Origin of the sequence: Exiguobacterium sp. ZOR0005 (assembly GCF_000798975.1) — a bacterium.
GTDB lineage: Bacteria > Bacillota > Bacilli > Exiguobacteriales > Exiguobacteriaceae > Exiguobacterium > Exiguobacterium aurantiacum.
The window spans coordinates 22,470-37,130 of sequence record NZ_JTLB01000017.1; the positions used below are offsets into that span (position 1 = coordinate 22,470).

At 54.7% G+C, this 14,661-nt stretch carries 18 protein-coding genes; 9 read left to right on the forward strand and 9 right to left on the reverse strand.

Translation table 11 applies throughout. The annotated features are described in order from the left end of the window. Window positions 1–34: 34 nt before the first annotated feature. Genes queC through queF form a run of 4 tightly spaced genes read left to right on the forward strand, consistent with a single transcriptional unit; the run spans window position 35 to window position 2,326 of the window. Window positions 35–679, forward strand: a complete 645-nt coding sequence (gene queC / locus L971_RS07325; protein ID WP_024372492.1) for a 7-cyano-7-deazaguanine synthase QueC — start codon at window positions 35–37, stop codon at window positions 677–679. Further along, complete coding sequence (queD, locus tag L971_RS07330) at window positions 676–1,131, forward strand: 6-carboxytetrahydropterin synthase QueD (RefSeq protein ID WP_047375227.1); 456 nt, start codon at window positions 676–678, stop codon at window positions 1,129–1,131. Before queC ends, queD begins: the two co-directional genes overlap by 4 nt. Further along, entirely contained in the window at window positions 1,131–1,826 is a 696-nt protein-coding gene (gene queE / locus L971_RS07335) for a 7-carboxy-7-deazaguanine synthase QueE (protein WP_197053168.1), read from the forward strand. The genes queD and queE overlap by 1 nt, the downstream gene beginning before the upstream one ends. A gap of 11 nt (window positions 1,827–1,837) precedes the next feature. Next, window positions 1,838–2,326, forward strand: coding sequence for a preQ(1) synthase (queF, locus tag L971_RS07340; RefSeq protein ID WP_029333812.1), 489 nt, complete (start codon window positions 1,838–1,840; stop codon window positions 2,324–2,326). A 32-nt stretch (window positions 2,327–2,358) separates the two neighbouring features. On the opposite strand, the gene L971_RS07345 is transcribed toward queF, so the two are convergent. Continuing rightward, window positions 2,359–3,015, reverse strand: a complete 657-nt coding sequence (locus tag L971_RS07345) for a TVP38/TMEM64 family protein (RefSeq protein ID WP_047375229.1) — start codon at window positions 3,013–3,015, stop codon at window positions 2,359–2,361. Between the two features lie 115 nt (window positions 3,016–3,130). Between L971_RS07345 and L971_RS07350 the strand changes: the two genes are divergently transcribed. Continuing rightward, window positions 3,131–3,640 carry a hypothetical protein gene (locus L971_RS07350; protein ID WP_029333814.1) on the forward strand — a complete coding sequence of 170 codons (510 nt, stop codon included), beginning with the start codon at window positions 3,131–3,133 and terminating at the stop codon, window positions 3,638–3,640. Window positions 3,641–3,671: 31 nt separating this feature from the next. Here the strand turns inward: L971_RS07350 and L971_RS07355 are convergent, their stop codons facing one another. From L971_RS07355 to L971_RS07365, 3 genes are all read right to left on the reverse strand, one after another. Further along, window positions 3,672–4,172: a hypothetical protein gene (locus L971_RS07355; RefSeq protein ID WP_047375231.1), complete on the reverse strand. Its 501-nt coding sequence runs from the start codon at window positions 4,170–4,172 to the stop codon at window positions 3,672–3,674. A gap of 92 nt (window positions 4,173–4,264) precedes the next feature. Next, complete coding sequence (locus L971_RS07360) at window positions 4,265–4,720, reverse strand: GNAT family N-acetyltransferase (protein WP_024372499.1); 456 nt, start codon at window positions 4,718–4,720, stop codon at window positions 4,265–4,267. Window positions 4,721–4,778: 58 nt separating this feature from the next. Beyond that, window positions 4,779–5,543, reverse strand: coding sequence for an RNA methyltransferase (locus tag L971_RS07365; protein WP_024372500.1), 765 nt, complete (start codon window positions 5,541–5,543; stop codon window positions 4,779–4,781). 221 nt (window positions 5,544–5,764) lie between these two features. Here L971_RS07365 and L971_RS07370 point away from each other — a divergent pair, with 221 nt between their 5' ends. The 3 genes from L971_RS07370 (at window position 5,765) to L971_RS07380 (ending at window position 9,533) form a co-directional block, all read left to right on the forward strand. Further along, entirely contained in the window at window positions 5,765–7,393 is a 1,629-nt protein-coding gene (locus tag L971_RS07370) for a PTS transporter subunit IIBC (RefSeq protein WP_024372501.1), read from the forward strand. Window positions 7,394–7,445: 52 nt separating this feature from the next. Then, entirely contained in the window at window positions 7,446–8,237 is a 792-nt protein-coding gene (locus tag L971_RS07375; protein WP_047375235.1) for an endonuclease/exonuclease/phosphatase family protein, read from the forward strand. Between the two features lie 114 nt (window positions 8,238–8,351). Next, window positions 8,352–9,533 carry an MFS transporter gene (locus L971_RS07380; RefSeq protein ID WP_047375237.1) on the forward strand — a complete coding sequence of 394 codons (1,182 nt, stop codon included), beginning with the start codon at window positions 8,352–8,354 and terminating at the stop codon, window positions 9,531–9,533. Window positions 9,534–9,563: 30 nt separating this feature from the next. Here the strand turns inward: L971_RS07380 and L971_RS07385 are convergent, their stop codons facing one another. Beyond that, a complete protein-coding gene (locus tag L971_RS07385) occupies window positions 9,564–10,268 on the reverse strand; it encodes an alpha/beta hydrolase (RefSeq protein WP_047375238.1) in 705 nt (234 codons plus the stop codon). A 75-nt stretch (window positions 10,269–10,343) separates the two neighbouring features. Here L971_RS07385 and L971_RS07390 point away from each other — a divergent pair, with 75 nt between their 5' ends. Beyond that, window positions 10,344–11,609: a purine/pyrimidine permease gene (locus L971_RS07390; protein WP_024370884.1), complete on the forward strand. Its 1,266-nt coding sequence runs from the start codon at window positions 10,344–10,346 to the stop codon at window positions 11,607–11,609. Window positions 11,610–11,628: 19 nt separating this feature from the next. Here L971_RS07390 and L971_RS07395 read toward each other — a convergent pair whose 3' ends face one another. Genes L971_RS07395 through L971_RS07410 form a run of 4 tightly spaced genes read right to left on the reverse strand, consistent with a single transcriptional unit; the run spans window position 11,629 to window position 14,582 of the window. Continuing rightward, the gene (locus L971_RS07395; protein ID WP_024370885.1) at window positions 11,629–12,021 is read right to left on the reverse strand and encodes an RDD family protein; all 393 of its coding nucleotides are present in this window, start codon (window positions 12,019–12,021) and stop codon (window positions 11,629–11,631) included. Beyond that, complete coding sequence (locus L971_RS07400; RefSeq protein WP_024370886.1) at window positions 12,018–12,665, reverse strand: NAD(P)H-binding protein; 648 nt, start codon at window positions 12,663–12,665, stop codon at window positions 12,018–12,020. Before L971_RS07400 ends, L971_RS07395 begins: the two co-directional genes overlap by 4 nt. 34 nt (window positions 12,666–12,699) lie before the next feature. Beyond that, window positions 12,700–14,004, reverse strand: coding sequence for a nucleobase:cation symporter-2 family protein (locus tag L971_RS07405; RefSeq protein WP_024370887.1), 1,305 nt, complete (start codon window positions 14,002–14,004; stop codon window positions 12,700–12,702). After that, entirely contained in the window at window positions 14,001–14,582 is a 582-nt protein-coding gene (locus L971_RS07410; protein ID WP_047375240.1) for a xanthine phosphoribosyltransferase, read from the reverse strand. The genes L971_RS07405 and L971_RS07410 overlap by 4 nt, the downstream gene beginning before the upstream one ends. Window positions 14,583–14,661: the final 79 nt, after the last annotated feature.

The window sequence follows — 14,661 nt, forward strand, 5'->3', positions numbered from 1 at the left end:
GACATCAAAACTAGCGAAAAAGGAAGTGTGCATCATGCAACACGAAAAAGCATTGGTCGTCTTCAGTGGCGGTCAAGATTCAACCACTTGCCTATTCTGGGCAAAACAACAATTCTCTCACGTGGAAGCCGTGACGTTCGCCTACGGGCAACGACACGATGCGGAAATCGAGGTCGCAAAAGAGATTGCGGCCGAACTCGATGTGCCGCACCACATCCTCGACTTGTCCCTACTCGGGCAACTCACCTCAAACGCGTTGACGAGACACGACCTCGACATCGACAATGCCGACGTTCCAAACACGTTCGTCGATGGACGCAACCATCTTTTCTTGTCGTTCGCAGCCGTCATGGCGAAACAGCTCGGCATGCACCACATCGTGACCGGTGTGTGTGAGACCGACTTTTCAGGCTACCCGGACTGCCGCGACCAATTTATCAAATCACTCAACGTGACACTCAACTTAGCGATGGACTATCCGTTCGTCATCGACACGCCGCTCATGTGGCTCGATAAGAAACAGACGTGGGAACTTGCCGACCGTCTCGGTGCGTTCGACTACGTCAAAGAGCGGACGCTCACGTGTTACAACGGTATCCTCGGCTCAGGCTGTGGGGAGTGCCCGGCGTGTGTCCTTCGTCAAAACGGCCTCGAGGCATATGAGGGGGTGCGCGTATGAAGCACGCCCCATTCCTCGCCCCGACGAGCGTCGAAGCGAAACAAGACGGCTCGCTCATCTATTGTAAGCACCGCGTCCAAATCGTCAAAGAAGTGACGTTTGACGCCGCCCACCACTTGTTCGATTATGACGGCAAGTGCCGTGCGCTCCATGGCCATACGTATAAACTGCAAATGGGCATTAGCGGCTTTTTAGACAACCGCGGGATGACGCTCGACTTCGGTGACTTGAAAGCCATCTTCAAAGAAGAGCTCGAACCGTATCTCGACCATCGCTATTTGAACGAATCGTTGCCCTATATGAATACGACTGCTGAAAACATGTGCTATTGGATTTTCGAGCAACTCGCCACACACTTGCCTGACGAGCGCGACGTCCGTGTCGAATTCGTCAAATTGTACGAGACGCCGACCTCGTACGCCGAGTTCCGCCGTGAATGGTTGGTGGACTGATGAAAATCCCTGTCCTCGAAGTATTCGGCCCGACGTTTCAAGGGGAAGGCCGCGCCATCGGACAGAAGACGATGTTCGTCCGGACCGCCGGTTGCGATTATCGCTGTTCGTGGTGCGACTCCGCCTTCACATGGGACGGCTCGGAGAAACCGGACATGCTGTCGGCCGATGCCATCATCGAACGGCTTGACGCACTCGGCACGTACGACTACGTCACGATCTCTGGCGGCAACCCGCTCCTCATCGCCGGCATGAAAGATTTAGTGGATAAGCTGAAGGCACGCGGCGTCAAGCTCGCCGTCGAGACGCAAGGGAGCCGCTATCAAGACTGGCTCACGCAAATCGACGACGTGACACTCAGCCCGAAACCGCCGTCGTCCGGCATGTCGACCGATTGGGAGAAACTCGACGCCATCGTCGAACGACTCCGCCCGGAACAGACGACGTTCAAAGTCGCCGTTTTCGATGAAGTCGATCTCGCTTACGCGAAACAAGTCCAGACGCGCTATACGCCGGACGTCATGTATTTGTCAGCAGGTAACCCAGAGCCTGGTGCGGACGGTGACATCACCGACGCCCAGCTCCGTCGCTTAAAACAATTATGGGAAGACGTCGCGCGCGACCCGTCGTGGCAAAGCGTCCGTGTCTTGCCACAGTTACACACATTACTGTACGCCAACGAACGTGGCGTCTAAGGAGAATGAATATGAGACCAGAAGACTTACAAGACTTGTCGCTCCTCGGACAGAAGAGCGTCCCATACATTTTTGAATACGCACCGGACGTCCTCGAGGCGTTCCCGAACCGTCATCCGGAGAACGACTACTTCGTGAAGTTCAACGCACCGGAGTTCACATCACTTTGCCCAATCACGAACCAACCGGACTTCGCGACGATTTACATCTCATACATCCCGGACGAGAAGCTCGTCGAGTCGAAATCGCTCAAACTGTACTTGTTCAGCTTCCGTAACCACGGCGACTTCCACGAGAACTGCATCAACGTCATCGGGAAAGACCTCGTCAAGTTGATGGAGCCGCGCTACCTCGAAGTGTGGGGCAAGTTCACGCCACGCGGCGGCATCTCGATCGATCCATACTACAACTACGGGAAGCCAGGCACGAAATACGAAAAAATGGCGGAACATCGCCTCTTCAACCACGATTTATACCCGGAGACGGTCGACAACCGTTAAGTCAAAAAGTAGACGTTCCTTCACGGGAGCGTCTACTTCTTTTTATAGCGGTTGATTTGTTGTTTGATTGGTTCCCGGAACACGGTCGCGACGAGCGTCAGCACGACGAAGACGGCCAGGGCGAGGATGACCATCTTCAAGTCACCGCTCGCGATGCTGCTGCCGAGAAAGTTGTTCGCGAACGCACCAGGGATCATGCCGACCATGGTCGCGACTACGTAAGCCGGGAGCCTCACTTTCGCGAGCCCTGAGGCGTAACTGACCAAGTCAAAGTTGACGAGCGGAATCAACCGTAAAATCAACACGTAAAAGAACCCGTCCTCTTCGATTTTACGTTGGATTTTCTCATAGTCGCTCGTTTCAAAATGTCGCACAAAGCGGTCCCCGAAGTGAATCGCCACATAATACGCGACGAGCGCGCTGAGCGTGGCGCCGATGACCGTATAGACGACACCCGGCAACGTCCCGAACGCCAGTCCGCCCGCGACGGACAAGACGGACGTCGGAAATAAGATCAATGGACGAACGGTGAACAGGACGATATAAACGACCGGGGCGAGCCAGCCGAATTGGACGATGTAATCTCGAATCTCTCCAGGCCGCAAGTCGATCCACTGATAGAGGAGCGTCGCTGTACCGAATATGATCAAGACAATCGCAATCATCCACTGCGTTTTCCATTTGTTCATCGGTCCGCCCCCTCTCTTTCTTTCATCATATCGCCTCGTCTTTAAAAAGTAACGCCTTCCTTTTTTTAGGAATCGTATTATGGTACGGTTAGAAAAAGCAGAAGGAGGAATCCCTATGTATTTGGCAGATGCCATAAAACTGAAACAACTGCTGTTGAAGCAGATCGATAAGTTGCTCGAAGAAGTCGAGCGCGTCGCGTTCATCGAGCTCGAGAAAGACGAACCGCTCCCGACGATCCAGTCGCGTTCGCTCGAGGACATCGAGGTCGAGCTCGAGTCGATCCGCTGTGACATGCGCCGCCTCGACCGCCTCGTTTGTGAAGCGAACCTGCATACCGTCGTCGAGACGAATGACGGACCGCTCCCGCTCGTCGAAGCGATGGAGTTCGCCATTCAATTGAAGGCCCAGGCCCGCATGTATCAAGACTTGGCCGAGCGACCGAAACGCGAGTTCCGAACCGGTCACGGGGAAGGGACAACTGTCATCAAGCACGCCCTCTATGACCCGGAGCTTTATCGCTTAAAAGCGCGCGACGTCGAGAAACGGTCCAACCGGATCGCGAGCGCCATCGAAGCGGCCAATCACCGGACCGAAATCGAGTTTGACGCGAGCCGCTATATGTAACAAAAACGCGTCGGGCAAACCCCGACGCGTTTTACATGTGGTGATTGTTGTGATGATTATGATGGTCGTGATGGTGCGAGCTTGAACGGTTCCGCGGTGCCGGCTCATCGGCGAACTTCTCCCCGTCCAAAATGCCGAGCCGCTTGTATTGGCGGCCGACCCGCTCCTTCGTCTCATCGTTCACGTACGGTGACTCCATGACCAACTGATAGCTGCCGAGCGCGACCCGGAACGGCTCCATCTGCGTCCGTTCGACCGGGAACGACGTCACGTCACGCAAATAATCAGCGAGTCGGTTCGCCGTTTCCTCACTTGGATCATCAGCCAAGTCGGAAGCAAACTGTTGCATATCTTTCAAGAGACTGTTCGTTTTCACTTGCTTACCGATCCCTGTAATAACGGCAAATACGATGATACCGATAATCAAGAAAAAGAAAATCGGGAACATGATTGGCACCCCACTAAAAAACGAGTCCCCCATCCCTGTCGAATCGACCCATACCTCTTCCCCAAATGCGAACGTGTTGACCATGACGTCTCCCCCTTTTTTCCTAATATACGGACGCCGCTTCATTTGGTTTCAAGCCCACGAAAAAAGCCGCGGCACTCGCCACGGCTCAATCATCAGTTCAATTGTTTCTCCATCATGATGCGTGGTTCGTGATCTTCCGTATACGCCCCCATGATGTCGTAGCCACACAACAAGTTCAAGATGATGACACCCTTGTTCGTGTTGCGCGCTTTCGTCCGAATCGAATGGAACCCTTGCGCTTTCACCCATTCGAGTTGCGTGTCCATCAGCTTGCGTCCGATGCCATGCTTTTGAAACTCGGGGTGGACACCGCCGGCCCAGCTATAAAAACGATACGGCTCGGCCTCGTAGCCGATTTTGAAACCGACGAGACGCTCGTCCGAGAACGCGAGCAACACGAGCGGGTTCGCATGGCGGTACAGTCGCTCTTTAAAACGAAGTTGATCGATGTCCCCGTATAACGTGCGGTACAGGTTAAAGAATTCCTCTTCAAAGTCTTTGAAATTCGTCGTCACATCTTTCACGATAAATGAACTGGTCGTACTCATCTTTCCATCCCCTTTCGAAATATGGACAAGTGGTTCGTACGCCTGTACCTTTCGCCGTTTACTCCGTTTTTCCTGTCTCGCGCGCAAAAGCGGTCAAACCTTTTTGTTTATACACGCCGAGCGAACGCTTCGGGAGGCTCTTCACCATCCAATTTTTTAAGATACGTTGCTTCTCTTCCGCCCGTAGTCCGTATCCGTCTGTCACGACATGGCGCGCCCGTGTCGTCACATCATACAGCGAAATGGCGGCAGCGACCGAGATATTCAAACTTTGGACGTACCCCTGCATCGGGATCAAGTAATTCCCGTCCGCCTTGGCGAGCGCCGTTTCTGAGACACCATGATGTTCATTCCCAAACAAGAGCACGGTCGGTTTTGACACATCGATATCCTCGAGCGGGACCGCCTCTTCGCTGAGTGCCGTCGCGAGCACTTGATAGCCGTCCGCCTTCAATCGATCAATCGCGTCTTCGATTGATCGGTGTTCGACCACATCGACCCAACGATCGGCGCTTTTCGCGATAATCGAGTTCGGTTTGAATTTGGCCCGGCCCTCGACGACGTGCAACGTCTGGACACCGAACGCGTCGGCCGAACGAAGCACGGCCGACTGGTTGTGAGGATCATCGACCCCTTCCGTCAAAATCGTGATATGGTTCGTCCGTAAATCCAATACTTCCTGCATACGCTTGACGCGGTCCGGCATCAGCATGCTATACAGCAGCCGGTCCTCTTCTAATAGAAGGCCTGACTGTAACAATTCTTCAAGCAATGCTGCTTGCTCTTCTTTTGATAACGCCGATGTCGTCTGTCTCCATCCCATTTGTCTCACCCCTTTCAACCTTTAGTATTGTAGCGAGATTCGTTCCGACTGACAAGCGACTGATGAAACGAATCGAATCTGTTTCAATGATGAAAATCTATGAAAATTAGGAAAACGGTTGCACAACTCTATGCAATCGATTACAATCATTAATGCAAGCGATTGCATAGACAGTCGCCACAAACAGATAAAAAGTTCCGCACAGGAAGGAAGCGTATAGCATGAAACAACTCATCTCGTTCGATTTTTGGCAGAAACTCGGTAAGGCTTTGATGGTCGTCATCGCCGTCATGCCAGCTGCCGGTCTTATGATTTCGATCGGCAAACTCATCGGTATGTCTGCCGGAGACGTCGGCATCTTGCTGACGACAGCTCGTATCATTGAAGACTTAGGGTGGGGAATTATCGTTAACCTACATATCTTGTTCGCGGTCGCCATCGGTGGCTCGTGGGCAAAAGACAAAGCGGGCGGTGCCTTTGCCGCGCTCATCGCTTTCATCTTGATCAACCGCGTCACAGGCGCCATCTTCAACGTCAACGGCGCTATGCTTCAAGATTCGACAGCGACCGTTAAGTCGCTCTTTGGAGCCGACCTTGTCGTCGCCGACTACTTCACGTCTGTTCTCGGTTCACCTGCCCTCAACATGGGTGTGTTCGTCGGAATCATCGCCGGTTTCCTCGGTGGTGCGCTCTACAACAAGTTCTACAACTTCAACAAATTGCCGAACGCCCTCTCGTTCTTTAACGGAAAGCGTTTCGTCCCATTCGTCGTCATCCTCGGTTCAGTCGTCGCGGCCATCGCGCTCTCAATCGTCTGGCCGACGATTCAAGGAGCACTCAACAGCTTCGGTGAATGGATCGCGACGTCACGCAACACGGCACCAGTCCTCGCGCCGTTCATCTACGGGGCACTCGAGCGTTTGCTCTTGCCGTTCGGTTTGCACCACATGCTCACCGTACCAATGAACTATACGGAGCTCGGCGGCACGTACACGATTTTGACAGGTGCGACAGCCGGCTCGGTCGTCGCCGGACAAGATCCGCTCTGGTTGGCATGGGTGACGGACCTCGTCAACCTTCGTGCCGCTGGTGATACAGCTGCTTACAACGCACTCCTCGCGGACGTCGTCCCGGCCCGTTTCAAAGTCGGACAAGTGCTCTTGTCGTTCGCCGCGCTCATCGGTGCCGCCTACGCGATGTACCGTAACGTCGACGCTGACAAGAAAGCACAATACAAGCCGATGTTCTTATCGGCCGGTCTCGCTGTCTTCTTGACAGGTGTCACAGAACCGATCGAGTTCATGTTCATGTTTGTCGCGCCAGTGCTCTACGTCGTTTATGCGCTTATGGCCGGTGCCGCCTTCGCCTTGGCGGACATCATCGACCTGCGTGTTCACGCGTTCGGTGCCATCGAGTTGCTCACGCGCATCCCGATGATCGTCAAAGCGGGTCTCCTTCAAGACTTGATCAACTTCTTCCTCGTCGCCATCGCGTTCTTCTTCATCAACTTCGGTGTGTTCAACTTCTTCATCAAGAAGATGAACTTGCCGACGCCAGGACGTAACGGCAACTACATGGAAGAAGTCAGCGAGAAATCGACTGTTACCGGCAACGAGCAGGTCATGGGGATTATCGCCCTTCTCGGTGGGGAAGAAAATATTGAAGACGTCGACGCGTGCATGACACGTCTGCGCGTCACGGTTAAAGATATGTCACTCGTCTCGGAAGAGAGCGAATGGAAAAAGAACGGCGCCATGGGTCTCATCTTGAAAGACCGCGGTGTCCAAGCAATCTACGGCCCGAAAGCCGACGTATTGAAGTCAGACATTCAAGACGTCATCGGAGCATAATCAACAGGCCAGCTCGCTCGAGTTGGCCTGTTTTTTCTAAAGGAGGACTATCGTGAACATTTTGACGCTCAACTGCCACGCCTGGTTAGAAGACCGCCAACAAGAAAAAATCGATTTCATCGTCGAACGGATTGCGAGCGAGGAGTATGATATCATCGCGCTCCAAGAGGTGAATCAACATAAAGAGGCCCCGATCGTCGACGGAATCGTCCGTGAGAACAACTTCGCCCACGTGCTCGTCGAACGCTTGAAAGAAGTCGGCGTGACGTATCACATGACGTGGGACTTCGCCCACTACGGCTACGACGTCTATGAAGAAGGCGTCGCCATTCTCTCGCGCACCCCGTTTTTATCGACCGAGTCGTTCTTCGTCTCGAAGACGACCGATTCGAACAACTACAAGTCTCGGAAGATCGTCAAAGCGATGGTCGATGGATTTGATGCGCCGACGGCCGTCTACTCTTGTCATCTCGGTTGGTGGCACGACGAAGAAGAACCTGTCCGTCATCAGCTCGATGAATTGTTGCGTCGTGTCGAGGATGATGACCGCGCCCTTCTCCTCGGTGACTTCAACAACGACGCCTTCATCCGCGGGGAAGGTTACGATTATTTGATGGATCACGGTCTACAGGACCTGTTCACGCTCGCGACGGAACGTGAAGGTGACGCGACCGTCCAAGGTAAGATCGCCGGATGGGACGAGAACAAGCAGGCGCTTCGGATCGACTTGATGTTGACGAACGCGCCGATCCACGTGTCTCGACATGCCGTCGTCTTTGACGGTGAGAACGGCCCCATCGTCTCCGACCATGCCGGTGTCGAAGCGACCGCGTTTTGGCGTTAACTTGACCCTTTTCTTTCACACGGTGAGAGAAAAGGGTTTTGCTTTTGGCGAAAGTTCGGTATCGTTGGAGACGACTGAAGTCTAACAACCTTGAACGAAAGAAGTGATTTTATTTTGACGACTACCTCATCGCTCAGTCGCACGGACTGGACGCTTATCTTATCGCTCGCCCTCTTAACGTTCGTGCTCGGGACGAGCGAGTTCGTCATCGTCGGGATTTTGCCCGACATCGCCGATGGGCTATCCATCTCGATTGCGACGGCCGGTACGCTCGTATCGGCGTTCGCCATCACGTTCGCCATCGGGACACCGCTCACGATGTCATTCACGAGCCATTTACCGAAACGAAAGCTCATGCTCACGCTGACGGCCCTCTTTATCGTCTTCAACTTGTTCAGCAGCCTCGCGCCGACGTACGCCATCTTGCTCACACTTCGGATGTTGACCGCTGTCGTGACCGGTGTCCTCATCTCGCTCGCCATGCTCGTCGCGAGCGAATCGGTACCACCTGGAAAGCGCGGCATCGCCATCTCGTTCATCTTCGGTGGGTTCACGATGGCGAACGTGTTCGGTGTCCCACTCGGCACGTTAATCGGGCAACGGAGCGGTTGGGAGACGACGTTCATCTTGACGACCGTCTTAGGTGTCGTCTCATTCATCGCCGTCTACCGTGTCGTCCCGAGCCAGTTGACAAGCGCGAAGACCTCGATTGCCGATCAATTGCGCCTGTTGACGAACCCTCGGATTTTAATCGCGTTCTTCATCCCGGCTTTCGGCTTCGGTGCGACGTATGTCGTCTACACGTACCTCGTCCCGATTTTAAAAGACGTGCTCGGTGTGCCGGTCGCTTGGGTCAGCCCGATTCTGTTAGCTTACGGGTTCATCTCGATCTTCAGCAACATGGCGGCTGGAAAGATTGCGAGCCACAATCCGATCGGCCGTCTGCGTTTCGTCTTTCTCATCCAGGCGTTCGTCTTGGCGGCCCTGTACGTGACGACGTCGAATGTGACGCTCGGTCTCATCAATATCGCGCTCATGTCATTCATGGCCATCCTGCTCACGACGTCGACGCAACTGTATTTAATCGATTTGGCCGAGAAGTTCAATCCGGACGCGAAAGGACTCGCTTCGTCACTCATGCCAGTGGCAAGCAATGTCGGGATTGGGATGGGCTCTGCGCTCGGCGGACTCGTCTACGCGAACGCACCCGTCATGACACTCGCCCTCGTCGCCGGTGCCGTCGCTCTCGTGACCGCCTTACTCACCACGGTCAGCTATACGCTCGACCGACGTTAAAACAGCGTGCCCACCTCGGGCACGCTGTTTTCATAACCAATCCAATATGTGTTCAATCGTTTCGTCGAGCTGTTGTTTCGCACTGAGCGGACTGTCATTATCCCCGTCTTGCGGCCCATACATGCCAAAGTTGGCATGGTTGCCACCTTCGATTTGATGGAACGTGGCATCCCTCGGGACGTTGTCACGGCTCGCCTCGATATCAGCCGGCGTCGCCAACCCATCGAATTCACCTGAGATGGACAACACACGCAGCTCGCTCTCCGCCATCGAGCTGATCGGATACGATGCGAGGAAGATGACCCCATCGACGCGTTCTTCGTTCTCGAGCGCGAAGCCGGAGGCGGCCGACCCGCCGAGCGAGTGTCCGGCGACGATCCAACGTTCGACGTTTGGATGGGCATCGATGATTGTCTCTGCCGCATCGATGTCTAGTATTCCTAAATTTAAGCGAAGTGACGGGATCGCCACAAAAATTCCTTCTTCCGCCAATCGGGATCCGTAGTAAGCGTACGCCTCTTTGTCGACTTTCGCACCCGGATACAGGATGATTCCGACTTCACTTTCCGGGTCACCAAATTCGAGTCGATTGTCCACTTCCGTCGCCTCAGCCGCGTAACCGAGCGCTTCCTCAGTCGGTCCGTACGTCAGTTGCGTCCACACAAGAAACCCGATGACGGCGACTAAAATGAGTCCAAGTAGACCAAGGCCAATCCATTTCATTTTTTTCTTCATTATATTACCTCCATTTGCATCCGTTTCAAGGTCACGGTACACTTATAGAAAAAAGGGAAATACCAGGGGGACACCATGACCAAGAGTTCTGTAACCACGACGATTCAGTGGTTCATTTTTATTTTAGCTACAAATATTGTACCACCGCTTTCGATTGCCGCCTTATTTGAACTGTCGCCAGCCGACACGATGACGTTCATTTCACGCTCATTGTTCGTCTTCGCACTGTTCAGCATCATCCAGACGCTCCTCGGCCACCGCTTACCGATTTTAGAAGGACCAGCCGGCATTTGGTGGGGCGTGTTCACGCTCTACGCCTCCATCGGTCCCGCGCTCTACGGCAGCGGGCAAGAGACGCTCCAGGCGCTCGGGTTCATGTTGTTCTTGAGCGGTGTGCTCGGTGTGCTCATGACCGTTACCGGGATTTTACGTCGTATGCTGTCGCTCTTTACGCCACAAGTGCTCGGCGTCTATATGATTCTCCTCGTCCTGCAGTTGTCAGGTGCCGTCATCAAAGGCGGATTCGGCGTGAGCGAGAACGGCATCAATACGATTCAGGCTGTCGCGACGGCCGGTCTCGTCTTGTTCGCCCTCACGCTCGAACGGAGCCGCTTCAAACAGTACGGTCTTGTCATGACGTTGCTCGTCGGATTCGGGTTGTTCAATCTGCTCGGGCTCGGCAATCCGATCGTCCGGTCGGAGTCGTTCTTCCTCGTCCCTGAGTTGTTCCCGTTTGGTGCTTGGGTATGGGATTGGAACTTGCTCCCGACTGCATTCGTCATCACACTTTTGCTCATGACGAACGTGCTTGCCAATATCAAGTTGATTGAGCGCATCGTCAGTTCGCGGACGAAACAACAAGTCGAAGGCAACGTCCCGGCATCGGGTGTCGTCAGCGGTTTCAGTCAAATCGTCGCCGGTTTGTTCGGGACACCGGGACCCGTCGCTATTTCTGGGACAGCCGGCTTCTTATCGTCGACAGAAAGTGTCCATCGTGCCCCTCATCTCGTCGCCCATGCCTTGATGATGGTGCTCGCCTTGATCGGACCGTTCGTGTCACTCATCGCCAGCATCCCGGCCGCGGTCGGATACGCCATCGTCACTCCACTCATCGCGACGATGATTATCATTGGGATCAATGAAGCGGCGTTTGAATTGAACCAGAAGACGGCGTCGCTCACCGTCGGCCTGCCGCTCGTCATCGGCGCCGGCGCCATGCTCTTACCGCCTGGTGCGATGAACGACTTACCGCCGCTCTTGGCGACCGTCTTCTCGAACGGACTCGTCCTCGGGACCGTCGTTGCTTTGACGACAGCCATCCTCAGTCGGATTAAAGACTAAAAAAACTGACCGCGAGCGGTCAGTTTTTTTCGATTACACGCATATGGAACGCCGCATCATGCGGTAAGACGGCACCTGCTTCCGCTTCGAAGTGAGAACGGTCTTTGAAGTAAGCAGCAATCGAGAGCGTATCGCGGTGAAGCGCACGTTTGAACGCTTGTTCGGCCGTGACCGGGGTCCCGTCATCGTTCTTTAGTTCGAGACCCATGAGCTTATAGCCGATCGTTTGGCCGCCCCGTCTCATTTGACACGCCTCGAGGGCGTAAGACACGAGCGTCGGGGTGATGACGGCATGAACGAACTCACTCTTCACTTTCTTTCGGACGAGTTGTTCGACGCCATAACTGACGAGTCCGGCGATGACGCTGTCGATCAAGACGGCTTGCGTCCGTTTTTTCGTCAACGGTCTCATCGGCTGATCCTCTGCATCATCCCGGACGTCAACACTTCTGTGCCTTGGCCTTCTTCTGAAGCGATAATCAACGCGCGCGCCACATGGAGCGCTTGGATCGGAGCCGCATCTGGCATTTTTTCGAGCAACAGCGTTTGGAACGGACGGCTCAATACTTCCGCCGTCTTCTCCCCGAGCCGGAACGAGTCCCGCTCTCCGAGAAGAAGCGACGGGCGGGCGATAACAACGTGTTCGAAACCGAATACTTTCAGTCCGTTCTCGAGTTCCCCCTTGACCCGATTGTAGAAGAACGGCGATCGTAGTGATGCCCCTTGTGCCGAGACGACGGCGTAGCGTGTGGCACCGTGTTGTCTCGCGACGCGTGCGACTTCGAGTGGCAACTCGAGATCGACGTGCTTGAACGCCTCTTGTGACCCTGCAACGGCAATCGTCGTTCCAAGAGCGCAGTACACGTCATCGATGTGCGGGAGCGCCTCATCCATGTTCTCGAAGCCGACGACCTCATGCAACTTCGGATGACTCCACCGTTTCGTGCGGCGGACGACAATCCATACCGCGTCGTACCGTTCTTCCTCTAGTAACTGTTCGACGAGTTCACGCCCGATCAGACCGGTCGCGCCGACCACGAGTGCTGTTTTTCCCATGCTTGTTCCCCCTTGCTACGTAGTTGCTTTCAGTCTAGCTGACTTGCCGTTCCTCGGCAACGACCGCGACCGGACGGAACCGATCGACAAGACGGAAGAAACCGTTCAAGAACAGGGCAGTGAACGAACCGGCGACGATGGCGCTGTCAGTGAACAATTGAATCGATTCCGGCATATTGGCCACAATGGCGGGATTAGCGGTGATGCCGAGCCCGATGCCGATCGACAGCGCAATCGTGATCAAGTTCTCGTTTTTCGAGAAATCGACTTGGCTGAGGATGCGGATGCCTGACGCGGCGACCGTACCGAACATGACGAGCATCGCCCCGCCGAGCACTGGTTTCGGAATGAGCGTCGTGAACGTCGCGACTTTCGGCAAGAAACCGAGTAAAATTAGCAGTCCGCTCGTCCAGAAGATGACACGGCGCGATTTCACGCCGGATAGTTGAACGAGCCCGACGTTTTGACTGAACGTCGTGTACGGGAAGCTGTTGAAGATTCCGCCGAGAATCGTCGCGACCCCTTCAGCCCGGTACCCTTTCGTCAATTCGTTCGACCCGATCGGTTTTTTCGTGATATCGCTAAGCGCGAAAAATACCCCCGTCGATTCAATCATCGAGATGATGGCGACGAGCGTCATGACGATGATGGCCGAGACGTCAAACGTCGGCATCCCAAAGTAGAACGGCTGCACCATTTGGAACCAACCGGCCTCACGGACAGGACTGAAGTCAACGAGTCCAAGAAATGCCGCGACAGCAGTCCCGATCAAGACGGCGAATAGAACGGCCGCAGCTCGGGTGAACACCGTTCCAACCCGGTTCAAGACGATGATGAGTGCGATCGTGAGCCCGCCGAGCGCCAAGTTTTGCATCGAAGCGAAGCCAGGTTCACCCGGTGTCCCGCCTCCGATATCGTTGATGGCGACCGGGATGAGCGACAACCCGATGATCGTCACGACCGAACCTAAGACGACGGGCGGGAAGAACCGCGCTAGTTTCCCGACGAAACCGGAAATTAAAATGACGATGATTCCGCTGGCGATCAGTGCGCCGTAAATGGCCGTGATCCCGTTCGAACTGCCGATGGCGATCATCGGACCGACAGCGGTGAACGTGCAGCCGAGCACGACCGGGAGGCCGACACCGGTGAAGCGTGTCGTCCACACTTGTAAGAGTGTCGCCACCCCACACATGAACAAATCGATGGCGACAAGGTACGCGAGCTCGGTCGGACCGAGTCCGATAGCGCCGCCGACGATGAGTGGGACGATGGCCGCCCCTGTGTACATGGCAAGTAAATGTTGGAAGCCGAGGCTGGCGGTTTTGAACGTATTCATCGCACGGCCTCCACGAACGAGATGGCACCCGCTTCAAGCTTTTCGATGCGAGCGAGCGACTCGACGCGGTAGCCTTGCGCGATCAACTTCTCCCGCCCCGGTTGGAATGACTTCTCGATGACGATCCCGACACCAATGACCGTCGCCCCAGCTGATTCGACGAGTTGCGTCAAACCGAGCGCGGCTTCCCCGTTCGCGAGGAAGTCGTCGATGACGAGTACACGGTCTCCCGGATTGACGAAACGACGGCTCAAGCTGATTCGGTTCGTCTCTTGTTTCGTGAACGAATAGACGTCTGCTTCGACGAGGTCGTCTTGCAGCGTGAGCGATTTACGTTTGCGGGCGAACACGAACGGGATTCCAAGTTCGAGTGCCGTCATCATCGCCGGGGCGATTCCGCTCGACTCAAGCGTGACGATCCGATCGATTCTGGCGTCACGGAATCGGTCCGCGAACTCTCGTCCGATCGCCTGCATCAACATGGGATCGACTTGATGGTTCAAGAACGCATCGACTTTCAATACGTGTTCGGACAACGCTTGTCCTTCATCTCTGATTTTGTCTTGTAACTGCTTCATTGTTTTTCCCTCCAACAAAAAAATGCGATTCGTCACCCCAACTCGGGAGGCAACGAACCGCATGGAGACACAACGAATA